Origin of the sequence: Micromonospora sp. MW-13, assembly GCF_003434305.1 — a bacterium.
Classification (GTDB): Bacteria; Actinomycetota; Actinomycetes; order Mycobacteriales; family Micromonosporaceae; genus Micromonospora.
In genome coordinates, this window is the sequence record NZ_QKKX01000078.1 from 61,691 (window position 1) to 77,888 (window position 16,198).

Genomic DNA, 16,198 nt, shown 5'->3' on the forward strand with positions numbered 1-16,198 from the left:
CGCGCGCGGCGGTGGAGCCATCGTGGCCCCGCCCGCCCCCGCCCCGGCGGGTCAGCGCGCCACCCGGTAGCGGATGTTCGTCGCCCGTGGCGCCTCGCTGACGTGCACCCGTTCCAGGCGCACGTCCGCCCCGCCCGGGTGGTCGAACAGGCGCACGCCGTCGCCGAGCAGCACCGGCGCGACGCAGACCAGGATCTCGTCGAGCGCCCCGGCCGCCAGGCACTGCCGGGCGACGGACGCCCCGAGGACGTTGACGTACCGGTCGCCGGCGGCGGCGGTCGCGGCGGCCACGGCTCCGGCCAGGTCGCCGACGAAGGTGACCCCCGGCACCGGCCGATCCGGGGGCCGGTGGGTGAGCACGAACTGCGGACCGCTCCAGCCCCCGCCGAACGCCTTGCCCTCCCGCTCGGTGCCCCGGTGCGGGTCGTCGCCGCCGAAGGTGCGGTTGCCGACCAGCAGCGCGCCGATGTCGGCGATCAGCGCCTCGACGGCCGGGTTCGGCCCCAGGTGCGCGGTCAGCCAGGACATGTCGCCGCCGGGGCCGGCGATGAAGCCGTCCAGCGACATGGTGACCGAGTACAACAGCTTCGCCACGGGCGCCTCCGTCCGGACCGGGGCGGGGCGTCGCCCCGACCGGTTCTCGCCGAACGGTCGAGCGTAGGCGACGGCACCGACAGGACCGGTCCGGCACGGCGGGCGCGGGTGCCCGACCTCGGCGACGCGCAACTGCGAGCCGGACACCCCCGATACAGTCGCGGATGCGAGTCGATTGCTGCCTTACGGGCCGCATCGGCCGATCGGTAGAGTGCCCCCGTGACGGTTTTCCGGATCGGCGAGGCGGCCGAACTGCTCGGCGTCAGCACCGACACGGTGCGGCGCTGGGTCGACGCTGGCCGCCTCGCCGCCACCCGCGACGGGCACGGCCACCGGGTGGTCGACGGCGCCGACCTGGCCGCGTTCGTCCGCGCCGCAGCCGCCGCACCCGAGGAGCACGCCGAGCTGTCGTCGGCCCGCAACCGGCTGCGCGGCATCGTCACTGCCGTGGTCAAGGACGCCGTGATGGCCCAGGTCGACATCCAGGCCGGGCCGTTCCGGATCGTGTCGCTGATGAGCCGCGAGGCGGTCGACGACCTGGGCCTCCAGGTCGGCTCGGTCGCCGTCGCGGTGATCAAGTCGACCACGGTCGTGGTGGAGCGGCCGGCCCCGTGCCCCCCGCGAGGAAGGACCGCCCCGTGACCGCACGCTGGAACCACAGGACCCGTTGGACCCGCGCCGCGCTGGCCGGGGCGGTCGCCCTCGCCCTCGCCCTCGCCGTCACCGGCTGCGCCGACGAGCTCGACCCGTCCGCGGGCGGTGCCGGCGACGGGGTACGCGGCCCGGTGACCGTCTTCGCGGCGGCGTCGCTGACCGAGTCGTTCACCCGGCTGGGCACCGAGTTCGAGACCGCCCACCCGGGCACGACCGTCACCTTCAGCTTCGCCGGCAGCTCCGCCCTGGCCACCCAGGTCAACCAGGGCGCACCCGCCGACGTGTTCGCCGCCGCGTCGCCGGCCACCATGCGGGCGGTCACCGACGCCGGCAACGCCGACGGCTCGCCGGTCACCTTCGCCCGCAACCAGCTCGTCATCGCCGTGCCGAAGGGCAACCCCAGGTCCGTGTCCGGGCTCGCTGACCTGGCCCGCTCCGGCACGAAGGTCGCGCTGTGCGCCCCGCAGGTGCCCTGCGGCGCGGCGGCCCGCACCGCCCTCGACGCCGCCGGCGTGCCGCTCACCCCGGTCACCCTCGAACAGGACGTCAAGGGCGCGCTGTCCAAGGTGCGCCTCGGCGAGGTCGACGCGGCGTTGGTCTACCGCACCGACGCCACCGCCGCCGCGTCCGAGGTGGACGCCGTGGAGTTCCCCGAGTCCGCCGAGGCCGTCAACGACTACCCGATCGTCGTGCTCCGGCAGGCCGGCAACCCGGCCGCCGCCCGGGAGTTCGTCGCGTACGTGCGGTCCGACCGGGGCCGCGCCGCGCTGAGCGCCGCCGGGTTCCAGCCCCCACGGGCCTGACCACCGGTGGTACGACCGCACCCGGCGCCGCCGCGCCGCCGCGTCCCCGGTCGGCGGATGCCCGTCGCCCTGCTCGTCCCGGCCGGGCTCGGGCTGATCTTCCTCGTCCTGCCCCTGGCCGGGCTGCTCGCCCACACTCCGTGGGCCACCCTGCCGCAGCGGCTGGCCGCGCCGGGGGTGCTCACCGCGCTGCGGCTGTCCCTGCTCACCGCCACCGTCGCCACGCTGGTCTGCGTCGTCCTCGGGGTACCCCTGGCGTGGCTGCTGGCCCGGGTGGAGTTCCCGGGCCGCCGGTTGGTCCGGGCGCTGGTCACCGTGCCGCTGGTGCTGCCGCCGGTGGTCGGCGGCGTCGCCCTGCTGCTGGTCTTCGGCCGGCGGGGCCTGCTCGGCGGCTGGCTCGACGCCACCTTCGGAATCACCCTGCCGTTCACCACCGCCGGGGTGGTGCTCGCCGAGGCGTTCGTGGCCATGCCGTTCCTGGTCATCGCCGTCGAGGGTGCGCTGCGTGGCGCCGACACCCGGTACGAGGAGGCCGCGGCCACCCTCGGCGCCGGCCGGTGGACCGCCTTCACGCACGTCACCCTGCCGCTGGTCGCCCCCGGCGTGGCCGCCGGGGCGGTGCTGTGCTGGGCCCGCGCCCTCGGCGAGTTCGGCGCCACCATCACCTTCGCCGGCAACTTCCCGGGCCGCACCCAGACCATGCCCCTGGCCGTGTACCTGGCCCTGGAGACCGACCTGGAGGCCGCGATCGTGCTCAGCCTCGTCCTGCTCACCGTCTCCGTGGCCATTCTCGCCGGGCTGCGCGACAAGTGGACGGCCGGCCCGTGACCGCCCCCGGCAATCCCCATCCGCTGCTGGACGCCCACCTCGTCGCCGACCGGGGCGGTTTCCACCTCGACGTCGCCCTGCGGGTGCGGGCCGGGGAGGTGGTGGCGCTGCTCGGCCCCAACGGGGCCGGCAAGACCACCGCGCTGCGCGCCCTGGCCGGCCTGCACCCGCTGGCCGCCGGCCATCTCATCCTCGCCGGGGCCGACCTCGACCGCCCCGACCGCCGGGTGTGGACCCCGCCGGAGCGCCGCCCGATCGGCGTCGTCTTCCAGGACTACCTGCTCTTCCCGCACCTGAGCGCCCGGGACAACGTCGCCTTCGGCCCGCGCCGGCGCGGCGCCGACCGGCGGGCCGCCCGGGCCGTCGCCGACGCCTGGCTGGCCCGGGTCGGCCTCGCCGGGTACGCCCGGAGCCGGCCCCGGCAGCTCTCCGGCGGGCAGGCGCAGCGGGTCGCGCTGGCCCGCGCCCTCGCCGTCGATCCCACCCTGCTGCTGCTCGACGAGCCGCTCGCCGCCCTCGACGCCCGTACCCGCCTGGACACCCGCGCCGAGCTGCACCGGCACCTCGCCGCCCACCCGGGCGCGACCGTGCTGGTCACCCACGACCCCCTCGACGCGCTGGTGCTCGCCGACCGGCTGGTCATCGTGGAGGGCGGCCGGGTCGTCCAGACCGGCGACGCGGCCACCGTCACCGCCCGCCCCCGCACCGACTACGTCGCCCGCCTGGTGGGGCTGAACCTGCACCGGGGCCACGCCGCCGGCCATCGGGTCCGGGTCGGCGGGTTGACCCTCACCGCCGCCGACAGCGTGACCGGCGAGGCGTTCGTGGCGTTCCCGCCGGCTGCCGTCGCGCTGCACCCCGCGCGGCCCGACGGCAGCCCCCGCAACATCTGGCTGGCCACCGTCGCCGGGGTGCAGCGGCACGGTGACAACCTGCGCGTCCAGCTCGACGGGCCGCTGCCGGTCGCCGCCGACGTCACCCCGGCCGCCGCCGCGCAACTGCGGCTGGTTCCCGGCCGGGCGGTGTGGGCGGCGGTCAAGGCCGCCGAGACCCGCGCGTACCCGGTGGGGGCGCCGACCGCGCGAGACGGCGACCCGGCGGCACCGGGTGCCGCCGGGTCGCCGTGATCTGACGCGGGATCAGCTCGCGGTGCAGGACGGGGTATCCGACGGCGGGGTGCCGGTGCCCTGGAAGCCGAACTCGGTCGACTGCCCGGCGGTGAGCTGGCCGTTGTAGGCGACGTTGCCGAACCGGACCGTCCCGGTGCTGCCGCTGTTCTGCGCGTTCCACGCGTTGGTGACCGCCGTGCCCGCCGGCAGCGTGACGGTGGCCGCCCAGCCGTTGGTGCCGGCCGAGCCGGCCGTCACCCGCACCGTCGCCACGAAGCCCCCGGTCCAGGTCTGCAGGGACAGCGACGCCGTGCAGCCGGTGCCGGGCGGCGGGGTGGTCGGGGGAGCGGTGGTCGACGGGGCGCTGGTCGGCGGGGTGGTGCCGCCGTTCAGCGCGTCCAGCGTCGCGGTGTACGCGGCCTTCTTGTTGCCGTTGCCGTCGAACAGCAGCGGGGTGCCGCTGGCCCGCCAGGAGTCGGTGTCCCGGATGCCCCACACCGAGATGCCGGTGCAGCGGGACACCGCCAGGCAGGCCTTGGTGACGTTGGCGAACGAGTTGGCCTGCGCGGTGCCGGAGCCCTCGATGTCCAGCTCGGTGATCTGCACGTCGAGGCCGAGGTTGGCGAACCGCTGGAGGTTCGCCTGGTAGTCCGCCGGCACCGGCGACGCGCTGTTGAAGTGCGACTGGAAGCCGACGCAGTCGATCGGCACGCCCCGGGCCTTGAAGTCGGAGACCATCGCGTACACCGCGTTGGACTTCGCGTTCTGCCCGTCGGTGTTGTAGTCGTTGTAGCAGAGCTTCGCGCCGGGGTCGGCGGTGCGGGCGGTGCGGAACGCCACCTCGATCCAGTCGTTGCCGGTGCGCTGGAGGTTCGAGTCGCGCCGGGCGCCGCTGCCGCCGTCGGCGAAGGCCTCGTTGACCACGTCCCAGGAGTGGATCTTGCCCCGGTAGTGGGTGGCGACCTGGGTGACGTGGTTGACCATCGCCGAGCGCAGCGCGCTGCCGCTGAGGTTCTGCGCCCAGCCGGGCTGCTGGGAGTGCCAGGCCAGCGCGTGGCCCCGGACCCGCATGCCGTTGGTCTGGGCGTGGCCGACGATGCGGTCGGCGTTGGTGTAGTTGAACTGGCCCTGGGACGGCTCGGTCGCGTCCCACTTCATCTCGTTCTCGGGGGTGACCATGTCGAACTCGCGGTTCAGGATCCCGACGTACGTGGAATCCGACAGCTTGTTCGCCGCCACCGCCGTGCCGAAGTAGCGGCCCTTCTCGGCCGCTGCGGTGGCGAGGGTGGTGCCGGCGCTGGCCGCGGTGGCCAACGCCAGCACCATGCCGGCGGCCACGGTGCCGACCGCGGCGGAGACCAGCGCCGCGCGTCGGCCCGTTCGGACCCTGGCGTTTCCGCGGTCGTGGAGTGCTGAGCTGCTCATGCCTGACTGCCCTCCGAGGGATCGAAGTCGTCGCGCGGCCGACGACATCAGCGAATTTCGATACAGGTTATCGAGAAGTTTCGGAAAGCTCTAGCCCGACATTGGGCGGTCATGCACGGCCGACCGATACCGAAACTTTCGGACCCTGCCTCGTCAGGGAACAGTCAGCCGCGCCGCCAGCGGGGCCGGCCCGCTCAGAGCACCTGGGACAGGAAACGGCGCAGCCGGGGGTGCTCGGGACGCTCGAAGATCGCCGCCGGCTCGCCGGCCTCCAGCACCACTCCGCCGTCCATGAACGCCACGGTGTCGGCGACCTCGCGGGCGAAGCCCATCTCGTGGGTCACCACCACCATGGTCATGCCGCCCGCCGCCAGCTCCGCCATGATGCCCAACACCCCCTTGACCAGCTCCGGGTCCAGGGCCGAGGTCGCCTCGTCGAAGAGCATCACCTGCGGCTGCAACGCCAGCGCCCGGGCGATCGCCACCCGCTGCTGCTGCCCGCCCGACAGGTGCGCCGGCCGGGCGTCGGCCCGGCCGGCCAGCCCGACCCGTTCCAACTCGGCGCGGGCCACCTGCGCGGCCTCGTCCTCGCCGAGCCGCTTGAGCCGGCGCAGCGCCAGGGTGATGTTGCGCAGCACCGTCATGTGCGGGAAGAGGTTGAACTGCTGGAACACCATGCCGACCCGCTGGCGCAGCGCGTCCGGGTCGTCGCCCAGCACGCTGCGCCCGTCCAGCAGCACGTCCCCGCGGTCCGGCTCGATGAGCCGGTTGATCGTGCGCAGCAGGGTGGACTTGCCCGACCCGGACGGCCCGATGACGCAGGCCGTGCCGCCCCGGCCGACGTCCAGGCTCGCGCCGCGCAGCACCCGGTTGACGCCGAAGGCGAGGTGCACGTCCCGCACGCTCAGGCTCACCGGGGTCGTCGTGCCGGTCGCGGTGCTCATCGCTCGTCCCTTCGCGTGCCAGCGCGGGCGGCGGCGTCGCCGGGCAGCGCGTTCTGCCCGGCGAGCGCCAGCGCGTCGTCGTCCTCGGCCGCCGTGGCCGGCCGGCCCTGCCGCAGCCGCCGGTCGATCCAGTTCACCGCGTGGGTCAGCGGCACGGTCAGCGTCAGGTAGCACAGGCCCGCCAGCAGCAGCGCCGACTCGTTGCCGGTGGTCGCCGCGTGGTCCTGCCCGATCCGGAACAGCTCCCGCTGGCTGGCCACCAGGCCGAGGAAGTAGACCAGGCTGGAGTCCTTGATCAGGGCGATGAGCTGGTTCACCCAGGCCGGCAGCACCCGGCGGACCCCCTGCGGGATGATCACCAGCCGCATCGCCTCGCCCCAGGAGAACCCCAGCGCCCGGGCCCCCTCCAGTTGGGCGGCCTCCACGCTCTGGATGCCGGCCCGGAAGATCTCCCCGATGTAGGCCGCCGCGATCAGCGACAGCGCCAGGATGCCCAGCGGGTACGGGTTCGGCCCCCACACCTGCATGCCCAGCGGCGCGAGGCCGACGCCGATGAGCAGGATCGTCGCCGCCGCCGGCAGGCCGCGGAAGACGTCCGTGTACACCCGCGCCGGCCAGCGCAACCAGCGGGTACGCGAGATGCCCGCGACCGCCAGCAGCATGCCCAGCAGCGAGCCGAGCAGGGCGGCCGAGATCGCCAGGATCAGCGTGTTTGGCAGCCCGACGGTCAACATCTCGGGCAGCGCCGCACGCATGGAGTCCCAGTCGAAGAAGGTCTCCCACAGGGTGCTCAGTGGATCCATCAGTCGTCTTCCCGTCCGCCCCGCTCGCCGGTCATCCGTACCGTCGGCTCGTCGTCGCCCGTGCCGTCATGTCCGCGTACTCAGGAGGACGCCGACGGCGCGGCCGACCCGGACGGTGCCGGCACCCTGCCGCTGCCCGGCGTGAAGTCCGCCGGGACCGGGCGGCCCGGGTAGTACTGGCCCTGCAACCGGCTCCACGTGCCGTCGGCGATGACCTCGTCGAGGCCCCTGTCCAGCGCCGCGCGCAGCGGGTCGTTGCCCTTGGCCACCGCGTACGCGGTCGGGGCCGGGCTGAGCTGCTTCGCGGCCACCGTGATCTTGCCGCCGCTGTCGGCGGCCGACTTCTCGCCGATCTCGGCCGGGGCGATCCACGCGTCGGAGGTGCCGGCCCTGAGCTGGTTGAGCGCGGCGTTGTAGTCCGGCACCCGCACCGGGTTCAGGTTCTGGCCGGTGGCGTAGTCGTCCTGCACGGTGCCCTGCACGACCACCACCCGCTTGCCCGCGAGCTGGTCGAAGCCGGTGATCGGGGAGCCAGCCGGGACGTCCAGGCCGAAGTAGCCGAAGTCGTAGCCGTTGCCGAAGTCGACGGTCTTCTTCCGCGCCTCGGTGATGGTGATCGAGGAGCTGCCGACGTCGAACTTGCGGTTGTTGACCTGGGACAGCAACGCGGAGAAGTCGGTGCCGACGAACTCCACCGTCAGGCCGAGCTTCGCCGCGACGGCGGTGAGCAGGTCGTTGTCGAATCCGGTGAACTTTCCGTCCTTCAGGTACACGTTCGGCGGCGCGTCGGTGAGGGTGCCGGCCCGCAGCACGCCGGGCTGGACCAGGCCGTACGGGTTGTCGGCGGTGGCCGAGGTGTCGTCGCCGCAGGCGGTGAGGGCGGTCGCGCCGAGCACGGCCGCGACGCCCAGCGCGGCGAACCTGGTCAGGGCAGGGAGGAATCGCACAGGTGTCTCCTGGGATAGGGCGGCGCGCGGACGGCACGCCGCCGGCCGCGGAAGGGGCTACGGAAGAGGGGTGGCGCTCAGCGCGCCGCGGGACGGCGACAGCCGTCGCTGCACACCCGCATCAGGTCCACGTGCCGGCGTCTGATCAGCGCGGGACGGGGTGATGACGCAGCCGGGGCCGCGCACGCGGCACCGGGCGGAACGCAGGAACGAACAGACATGGTTCTCCAGGGTCGGTGTTGACCTGGGGACCAGGCCACGCTTGCACCGGTGACACTCCGGTGCCTGGTCTTCACCCGGGGCACCCCACCGCGGAGGAGGGTTGCCGGCCAGCGAGCCGGGGCTTGACGCTGGCGCTCATGACCTGGTGGGGAGCCTAGCAACGGCACCGGGTGGGGCGTCCAGTCGTTATGACCACGCTCACCCCGGGTGGGCTCCGGGCGGCACGTCGGACGTCGCCCTCGCGGCGGTGACCGCCGCCGCCGACGGGTCAACGGGGCCAGGCCGGCGCCGGGGCCAGGGAGTACGACCACGTGGTGCTGGTCGAGCCGGCGGACATCGTGGCCGCCGGGCCGCACCGGCTGTACGTGGCCCTGACCAGGGCGGGGTCCCGGCTGAACATCGCCCACCACGGGCCCTGCCGGTGGCGCTGCGCGGCTGACCGGTCGGCGCGCCGCCCCGTGTCGCCCGGTCGCCCGGATGTGAGTGGTGGGGCGGGACCCCGCCCGGGCCCGCCCCACCACGTCGGTGGGGCCGGTCAGCCGGCCTGGAACGACTGGCGGACCACGCCGCCGACGAGCGCGCACCAGGTGCTCGTGCTGAGCTTGCCGTTCGGGTGCAGGCCGTGCAGCCGCTGGAGGTCCTGGACGGCCTGCATGGTCGCGTGGTCGAACTCGCCGGTCACCGTGACGTCGGCGTAGCCCTTCGAGTTGAGGATGAACTGCACGGCGCTGACCGGGGCGCCGGTGGCGTGCTTGTCCAGCTCGGGCGCGAGGGTCTCCCAGGTCGGCCCGGTGAGGGTGGCATCGACGTCGACCGGGATGCCGTTGCGGGCCTGCCAGTCCTGCACGGCGGCGACGGTCGCGGCGTCGAACGTGCTGTTCACCGGCACGACGTAGCCGCGGTGGGTGAGCAGGTACTGCGCCACCCGCACGGTCGGGGAGTTGACGAACCGCCACAGGTCCGGCCAGCGGCGGGCCGGCACGTCACCGATGCTGGTGCCCAACTCGCGGAAGACCCGCCGGCGCAGCTCGGGGAACTGCCGGTAGAACGCCGCCCCCGGGCACGCGGTGGTGCGGAAGTCCCAGTGGCCGAAGATGTCGTGGGCGTGCAGGCCGTACTGGCGGCCGATCGTGGCGCAGAGCCTGACCAGCGAGTCCAGTAGTTCCTGGGGTGGGGTCTCGGTGACGTACGTGCCCTCGTTCTCGATGCCGATGGCCCGGCCGTTCTCCCCGGGGCAGTGCGCCGAGATCATCTGCCGGTCGCCGGCGGCCAGCCGGTCGAGGCTGCCGCGCCGGCCCTCCAGCACGTGCCCGCCCCGGCTCACGGTGAAGTGCTGGCCGGTGTCCGACCAGCCGTTGCCGTCCATGTGCAGGTTCTGGCAGTCCCGGGCCAGCTTCACGGCCTGTTCCCGCGAGTAGTCGGTGACGTTCGGGAACGCCATGTGATGCACGATGATCTTGTTGGTGGCGATGGCGCTGACCGACAGCGGGCCGGACGGCGTGCGGGCGCCCCACTCGTCGCAGCCGATGATCCAGTCGACGTCCGCTCCGGACGCGGCCTGTGCGGCGGCGGGGAACGCGAGTTCCGTGCCGACGACGGCGACGGCCGCCGCGCCGAGTCCGGCCCGCAACAGGGTGCGGCGGTCCAGCTCGGGGTGGTCGAAGTGCATGGCATCTCCTCTGTGGCCGACGACGGGCAGAGTGAAAAGGAGCTACAGGAGCAAAGCGTGAGGTGGAGGATATTGCCAACCGGCGCGCAGCGCCAGAGGTGGTGGAGGGGGAGTCGCCGGCCATGCCGGCCGCCGACGGGCCGGCCGCGCCCTATGCGCTAGCATCCTAGGATGCTTTAGGGGGAGTGCTCGCCACCACAGTCGAGCCGTCCGGCACTCGCCGGAAGAAAGGCCGACGTCCGGCGCGGGGGATGCAACCGTTGCGCCGATGGCGGGCTGGACATCGGCCGCCACAATGAGCGGCGTCCCTGTGTGCCGGGCCGCTGTCCGCAAGAGCCGTGGAGACCGTCCAATGAGTGGGAACAGCTGGCGGGTGTCCGGCTATACCGAGGTACGCGAGCTGGGCTCGGGTGCGTCCGGGCGGGTGGTGCTCGCCACCCACGACGCGACCGGCACCCCGGTCGCCGTGAAGTACCTCGTCGGCGTCCTCGGCGCGGACCCCGCCTTCCGCGACCCCTTCCGAGCCGAGGCCCGGCTGCTGGCCGACATCGACGATCCGCACGTCTCCCGGCTCTACGAGTACGTGGAGTCGACCGCGGGCGCGGCGATCGTGATGGAGCTGGTCAACGGGGTCTCGCTGCGGCAGATGCTGCGCGCCAACGGGCCGACCGGGCCGCAGGCCGCGCTCCGCGTCCTCAAGGGGTCTCTCGCCGGGCTCGCCGCCGCGCACGCGCGGGGGGTGGTGCACCGCGACTACAAGCCCGAGAACGTGCTGGTCACCGCCGAGGGGGAGAGCAAGCTCGCGGACTTCGGCATCGCCATGCCGGTGGGTCGGGAGTCGGCCACGATGGTGACCGGCACGCCCCGCTACATGGCCCCGGAGCAGTGGACGGGCGCGGCGGCCTCCCCGGCCTGCGACATCTACGCCGCCACGGCCACCTTCTTCGAGTGCCTGACCGGTCACCCCCCGTACGACGGTCGCAGCCTGCTGGCCCTGCGCGAGCAGCACGCGTACGCGCCGATCCCCACCGATCCGGCCCCGCCGCCGGTGCACGAGCTGCTGCGCTGGGGGATGGCCAAGTTGCCCGCCGAGCGCCCCCAACCGGCACACGTCTTCCTCGGCATCCTGGAGCAGATCGCCACCGAGGGGTACGGGGCGGACTGGGAGGAGCACGGGGGCCGCGAGCTGGCCCGGCGGGCCGCCCTGCTGGCCGCGCTGTTCCCGTTCCCCGACGCCTCGGGCGGCGGCACCAGCCTGGCCAGCACGGTCCTCGTGCCGGACGGCAGTCCGGGCACGGGCCGGCAGATCCGCACCGGTCGACGCATGCGTACCGGGCGGGCCCGTCCGGCCCTGATCGGCGGGGCCCTGGCCGCGGCCGTGCTGGTCGGCGGGGTCGGCTGGCGGTACGCCTCCGGCGGCGAGCCCGACGTGGTGGCCGTGGTGGACGACGCCGCCCCGGTCGTCGCGCCGGCGGCGGTCGACCCGGCGTCCGGCTCCGCCGCGCCGCCGTCGGTCACGCCGACCCCGACGGAGGCCACGCCGACCCCCTCGGCCGTCGCCCCGACCACCGGCGGCCCGACGACCGCCGTGCCGACGTCCCGGCCCCCGTCGCCGACGGGTCGACCCACCCGGACGGCGACGCCCACCGCGTCGGCGGGCAGCACCCCGTCGGCGCCCCCGCCGGACGTCACCGCTCCCACGGTCGGGTCGCCGAGCATCAGGTCGATCACCCTGGAACCGAGGGGCTGCCCGTACGGGGCGACGTCGACCCCGGTCACGGTGACGGTCACCGACGACCGGTCGGCCGCCGACGCGCTGCGGGTGTCGTTCCGCTACACGGCCGGCGGGCAGTCCGCCACGGTGGTCATGTCGTCGGTCGGCAAGGGCGTGTTCGAGGGCACCCTCGGCCCGTTCGACCGGCCCGCCGACGGCATCCGGATCCCGGTGCAGGTCACCGCCGTCGACGCGGCGGGCAACTCCGCCGGGTCGGGCGGGGCGGCGTACGTGAGCCTGCAGCCGTTCTGCACGCCGGGCTGACCAGGCGGCGGACGACGATGTGGGAAGGCTGGCGATGAACGATCCGAACGAGCCGACGGCGGCGCTGCCCCCGGGCGGCGCGCTGCCCGGCACGCCGTCCGTTCCGGGGCGGCCGGGCCCGGGGGAGCCGACCGCCGATCTGGGCCGGACGGTGGATCTCGGCCGGACCGTCGGGCTGGGCGGCACGGTCGCGGCGGGCGGGACGTGGCCGCCCGGGCCGGGAGAGCCGGACGCGACGCTCGCGACGTGGGGCCGGGCCGGCTCCGCGCGTACCGCCGGGGGCCTCACCGATCCCACGATCGTGGCCGGCGCGGCCGGGAGGCCCGCACCGGCCACGGCGGCCGGGCCGACCGTCGGCGGGGCGCTGCCACCCGGCGGCCCGGCCGCCGCCGGGCCCCCGGGCGAGGTGCGGTTCGGGCCGGGGGTGCCGGCCGTCGCGCCGGCCGCCCCCGCCTGGCGGCAGCCGGGTCCGGCCCGGCGGCCCCGGTCGGTGTGGCGGCGGGTCGTCTCGGCGCTGTCCACCCTGGTCACCGTGGCATTGGTGGTGGTGGTCGGGCTGTTCGTCTGGCAGCGGCTCAGCCCGCTGGGGATCGAAGGGGTCACCGTGGCGGTGACCGAGCCCGCCGGCAACCGGTGCGACGTGACGGTGCTGGTGGTCGCGACGGTGCGCACCAACGGCAACGCCGGCACGATCCGCTACCAGTGGCTGCGCTCCGGCGCGGCGCCTGGGGCGCTGGTCGGCGAGCGGGTCGGGCGGGGACAGCGGACGGTGACGCTGCCGCTGAAGTGGTCCTTCAGCGGGGTGGGCGCGACGCGGGAGACGGCGACGGTCAACATCGTCGAGCCGGCGCCAATGCAGGCCGGCACCGAGGTCCGGTACGGCTGCCGGCGGAGCTGACGGCGGCCCGCGCCAGGGGCGGCGGTGTTTCCGCGCGGGGCGGCCGGGGTAGACCCGACGGATCCGTTTGCGGCCCCTGGTGTGAAGGACCCTTCGATGAGAGACAACTTCGGTGACGCGGTGGGGGACGCCCTGCGCGCAGTGCTGCTGTTCCTGCCCAAGGCCCTCGGTTTCGTGGCGATCCTGGTGGCCGGTTGGCTGGTCGCGAAGGCCGTGCTGAAGGTCGTGGACAAGGTGTTGGAGCGGGTCGGCTTCGACCGGGCGGTCGAGCGCGGTGGGGTCAAGGCCGCGCTGGCCCGGTCCCGGTACGACGCGAGCGACATCGTGGCGAAGCTCGCCTACTACGGGGTGCTGCTGGTGACGTTGCAGCTCGCCTTCGGTATCTGGGGCCCGAATCCGATCTCGGACCTGATCGCCGGGGTGATCGCGTGGCTGCCCCGGGCGTTCGTGGCGATCGTGATCGTGGTGGTCGCGGCGGCGATCGCGCACGCGGTGAAGGACATCATCAGCAGCGCGCTGGGCGGCCTGTCGTACGGGCGGGTGCTGGCGACGATCGCGTCGGTGTTCATCCTCGGGCTGGGTGTCATCGCGGCGCTCAACCAGATCGGCGTGGCGACCGCGGTGACCACGCCGGTGCTGGTCGCGGTGCTGGCGACCGTCGGTGGCATCCTCGTCGTCGGCATCGGCGGCGGGCTGGTCCGTCCGATGCAGAGCCGGTGGGAGTCGTGGCTGAGCCGGGCGGAGCGGGAGTCGCAGTTGATCGCGACGCACGCGCGGGCGTACCAGGCGGGTCGGCGGGACGTGGCGGACCGGCTGGCGGCGCCGGGCGGGGCGACCGGGGACGCCGAGCGGCCCCGGCCGGTGGTCCCGACGGGCGACGATCCCGACCGGACGCAGGTGGTGCCGAGGGAGCCTGCCGACGACCCCGACCGGACGCAGGTGGTCACGGCCGGCGGTGACCCTGACCGGACGCAGGTGGTGCCGCGGCTGACCGGCGACGGGATGGAGCCCACCGAGCCGGTGGCCCCGTCCGCCGGGTCGGAGCCCTCCCGGCCGACCTCGGCGTACCCGCAGCGTGCCGGCGAGCACGACCGGTCGACGGGCGACGCCACGGTGGTCATTCCCCGGCCGGACGGGGACGCCGCCAACCGCTGACGCGGCACGGCGCGGGGTGGCCGGGCCCTCTCCACCCCGCGCCGCCGTTGGCCCTGGCTGGTCCCGTCCCGCGCTGTGCGCCGGGACGCGCCGGGGTTGCCGACCGGCGCTGCGCCCGGGCCGGCCGCCCGGCGGGCGGCGTCGCCCGCCGCTGCCGGTTATGATCGCGGGCATGACCTGGCGATGTTGATCCGCCGCTGACGACCGCTGCCGCGGGCCGCCACGGACGCCGTAACTCCGGTGTCCGTGCGCGTCCCCGTGGAAAGGTCTCATGGTTCTCATCTCCGCACGCGTGTCCGGCGGCGCCGTCCGCCGGCTGTCCGTCGCCCTGTACGGCTACGCGTTCCTCACCGATTTCGTCCTGCTCTATCCGCTGTACGCGCTGTTGTTCAGCGACACCGGCTTGTCGCTGTGGCAGATTTCGTCCCTGTTCGTCGTCTGGTCGGTCGCGGGGGTGGTCCTCGAGGTGCCGTCGGGGGCCTGGGCCGACGCGGTGTCCCGCCGGTTGCTGCTCTGCCTGGCCCCGCTGTGCGCCGCCGCCGGCTTCGCCCTGTGGGTGTTGGTGCCGTCCTACCCGGCGTTCGCGGTGGGCTTCCTGTTGTGGGGCGCGGGTGGGGCGCTGCGCTCCGGCGCGCTGGAGGCGCTGGTCTTCACCGAGTTGGAGCGTCTCGGGGCGGCTGGCCGGTACGCCCGGGTGATGGGGCGGGCCCGGACGGCCGAGATGCTGGCGGTGGTGGCGTCGATCCTCGTGGCCGGGCCGGTGTTCGGCTGGGGCGGGTACCCGGCCGTGGGGGCGGCGAGCGTACTGGCCTGCCTGGCGGCGGCGGTGGTGGCCGCCGCGTTGCCCGGACGGCGCGCCCCCGGCGGGCCGGTGGACGCGGACGCCGGGCCGGGCTGGTGGGACAGCCTGCGGTCCGGGCTGGCCGAGGTCCGCGCCGACCGGCGGGTACGCGGCGCGGTGCTGCTGGTGGCGGTCGTGACCGCCGTGTGGGGGGCGGTGGACGAGTACGTGCCGCTGCTGGCCCGGGAGTCCGGGGTGACGGCGTCGACGGTGCCGCTGCTGGTGCTGATGGCGTGGGCGGGGGTGACCGTCGGCGGGCTGCTCGCGCCGGTGGGGGAGCGGTGGGGGCGGCGCGGCCTCGCCGGGTTGCTGGCGGTCGCCGCGCTGGCCCTGGCCGTGGGCGCGGGCGTCGGGCGGCCGGCCGGCTTCGTGCTGATCGGGGTGGCGTTCGCGGCGTTCCAGTTGGCGACGGTGCTGGTCGACGCCCGGTTGCAGGCCGGCATCACCGGGCCGGGCCGGGCCACGGTCACCTCGCTGGCCGGGATGGGTACCGACCTGACGATCGTGCTGGTGTACGGCGGTTACGGCCTGGTGGCCACGGCGGCCGGCAACCGGTTGGCGTTCGTCTGGGCGGCGGTGCCCTACCTGGTGGTGGCGCTGGTGCTGGCCGTCGGACGGCGCGTCCGGCGGTGACGTCCAGGCGGGTTCCGCCGGCTCGTCGGTGGCCGGGTCAGGCCGGCGGGATGAGCCGCGTTCAGTCCGGCAGTGCGTCGAGGTAGGCCCAGCGGTTGTCCTCGCGGGTGAAGCGGCTGTGTTCGGTGAGCGTTCCGGGCTGTCCGCCCTCGCGGTAGTGGGCCCGGAACGCGACCGTGCCGGTGCTGTCGAGCAGCCCACCGCGCTCGGTTCCGAGGATCTCCAACCGGGTCCACCGCTGCCCGGGGTCGAGGCGCAGCCGCGCGGGCCGGGTCGAGGAGTGCCAGCTGCGCAGCAGGTAGGCGGCGTCGCCGACGGCGAAGGCGCTGAACCGGGACCGCATCAGCGTCTCGGCGGTAGCCGCGTCCGCCGCGCCCCGGTGCAGCCGCCCGCAGCACTCCGCGTAGGGCTGGCTGGTCCCGCACGGGCAGGGTCCGTTCGCGTCCCGGGGTGCGCCAGCCCGGGTGGGTCTCTTCGCCACGTCCCCATCCTGCCCCAGCGGTCGGGGCACCCGGGCGCGGGCTCCTGGCTCTGTCCCGGCCGCTTCGCGTCGTGCCGCCGAGCCGAGGGTGTGGAGTTGGCTGATGTGCGACGACCAAGGGCCGGTCCCCGGGTGGGGGCCGGCCCTTGGTCGT

16 protein-coding genes and 1 riboswitch are annotated in these 16,198 nt (G+C 74.8%); of the genes, 8 read left to right on the plus strand and 8 right to left on the minus strand.

What is annotated here, in order from left to right:
* Positions 1-51: 51 nt before the first annotated feature.
* Positions 52-594, minus strand: coding sequence for a dihydrofolate reductase family protein (locus tag C5N14_RS28920; RefSeq protein ID WP_117672727.1), 543 nt, complete (start codon positions 592-594; stop codon positions 52-54).
* A gap of 219 nt (positions 595-813) precedes the next feature.
* Between C5N14_RS28920 and C5N14_RS28925 the strand changes: the two genes are divergently transcribed.
* Genes C5N14_RS28925 through C5N14_RS28940 form a run of 4 tightly spaced genes read left to right on the plus strand, consistent with a single transcriptional unit; the run spans position 814 to position 4,006 of the window.
* Positions 814-1,236 carry a molybdopterin-binding protein gene (locus C5N14_RS28925; protein WP_117672689.1) on the plus strand — a complete coding sequence of 141 codons (423 nt, stop codon included), beginning with the start codon at positions 814-816 and terminating at the stop codon, positions 1,234-1,236.
* Positions 1,233-2,051 (plus strand): molybdate ABC transporter substrate-binding protein, encoded by an 819-nt coding sequence (gene modA, locus C5N14_RS28930; protein ID WP_117672691.1) that lies wholly within the window; start codon positions 1,233-1,235, stop codon positions 2,049-2,051. The genes C5N14_RS28925 and modA overlap by 4 nt, the downstream gene beginning before the upstream one ends.
* Positions 2,052-2,108: 57 nt before the next feature.
* On the plus strand, positions 2,109-2,879 hold the full coding sequence (locus C5N14_RS28935; RefSeq protein WP_117672693.1) for an ABC transporter permease: 771 nt from the start codon (positions 2,109-2,111) through the stop codon (positions 2,877-2,879).
* Complete coding sequence (locus C5N14_RS28940) at positions 2,876-4,006, plus strand: ABC transporter ATP-binding protein (protein ID WP_207892911.1); 1,131 nt, start codon at positions 2,876-2,878, stop codon at positions 4,004-4,006. The genes C5N14_RS28935 and C5N14_RS28940 overlap by 4 nt, the downstream gene beginning before the upstream one ends.
* Positions 4,007-4,018: 12 nt before the next feature.
* On the opposite strand, the gene C5N14_RS28945 is transcribed toward C5N14_RS28940, so the two are convergent.
* The 6 genes from C5N14_RS28945 to C5N14_RS28965 all read right to left on the minus strand — a co-directional run bounded on the left by C5N14_RS28945 (position 4,019) and on the right by C5N14_RS28965 (position 9,998).
* On the minus strand, positions 4,019-5,413 hold the full coding sequence (locus C5N14_RS28945; RefSeq protein WP_117672695.1) for an endo-1,4-beta-xylanase: 1,395 nt from the start codon (positions 5,411-5,413) through the stop codon (positions 4,019-4,021).
* Between the two features lie 194 nt (positions 5,414-5,607).
* Entirely contained in the window at positions 5,608-6,357 is a 750-nt protein-coding gene (locus C5N14_RS28950; protein ID WP_117672697.1) for an amino acid ABC transporter ATP-binding protein, read from the minus strand.
* Positions 6,354-7,160: an amino acid ABC transporter permease gene (locus C5N14_RS28955; protein ID WP_117672699.1), complete on the minus strand. Its 807-nt coding sequence runs from the start codon at positions 7,158-7,160 to the stop codon at positions 6,354-6,356. The genes C5N14_RS28950 and C5N14_RS28955 overlap by 4 nt, the downstream gene beginning before the upstream one ends.
* An 80-nt stretch (positions 7,161-7,240) precedes the next feature.
* A complete protein-coding gene (locus C5N14_RS28960; protein ID WP_117672701.1) occupies positions 7,241-8,107 on the minus strand; it encodes an ABC transporter substrate-binding protein in 867 nt (288 codons plus the stop codon).
* A gap of 253 nt (positions 8,108-8,360) precedes the next feature.
* Positions 8,361-8,472, minus strand: a riboswitch (SAM riboswitch).
* 125 nt (positions 8,473-8,597) lie between these two features.
* Positions 8,598-8,729 (minus strand): hypothetical protein, encoded by a 132-nt coding sequence (locus tag C5N14_RS34025; protein ID WP_305792085.1) that lies wholly within the window; start codon positions 8,727-8,729, stop codon positions 8,598-8,600.
* Between the two features lie 135 nt (positions 8,730-8,864).
* Positions 8,865-9,998 (minus strand): N-acetylmuramoyl-L-alanine amidase, encoded by a 1,134-nt coding sequence (locus C5N14_RS28965; protein WP_117672703.1) that lies wholly within the window; start codon positions 9,996-9,998, stop codon positions 8,865-8,867.
* 352 nt (positions 9,999-10,350) lie between these two features.
* Between C5N14_RS28965 and C5N14_RS28970 the strand changes: the two genes are divergently transcribed.
* The 4 genes from C5N14_RS28970 (at position 10,351) to C5N14_RS28985 (ending at position 15,563) form a co-directional block, all read left to right on the plus strand.
* The gene (locus tag C5N14_RS28970) at positions 10,351-12,036 is read left to right on the plus strand and encodes a serine/threonine-protein kinase (protein ID WP_117672705.1); all 1,686 of its coding nucleotides are present in this window, start codon (positions 10,351-10,353) and stop codon (positions 12,034-12,036) included.
* 34 nt (positions 12,037-12,070) lie between these two features.
* Positions 12,071-12,934 carry a hypothetical protein gene (locus tag C5N14_RS28975; protein WP_243640162.1) on the plus strand — a complete coding sequence of 288 codons (864 nt, stop codon included), beginning with the start codon at positions 12,071-12,073 and terminating at the stop codon, positions 12,932-12,934.
* Between the two features lie 96 nt (positions 12,935-13,030).
* On the plus strand, positions 13,031-14,089 hold the full coding sequence (locus C5N14_RS28980; RefSeq protein ID WP_117672707.1) for a hypothetical protein: 1,059 nt from the start codon (positions 13,031-13,033) through the stop codon (positions 14,087-14,089).
* A gap of 271 nt (positions 14,090-14,360) precedes the next feature.
* Positions 14,361-15,563 carry an MFS transporter gene (locus C5N14_RS28985; protein WP_117672709.1) on the plus strand — a complete coding sequence of 401 codons (1,203 nt, stop codon included), beginning with the start codon at positions 14,361-14,363 and terminating at the stop codon, positions 15,561-15,563.
* A gap of 61 nt (positions 15,564-15,624) precedes the next feature.
* Here C5N14_RS28985 and C5N14_RS28990 read toward each other — a convergent pair whose 3' ends face one another.
* Positions 15,625-16,044, minus strand: a complete 420-nt coding sequence (locus C5N14_RS28990) for a YchJ family protein (RefSeq protein ID WP_117672711.1) — start codon at positions 16,042-16,044, stop codon at positions 15,625-15,627.
* Between the last annotated feature and the right edge of the window lie 154 nt (positions 16,045-16,198).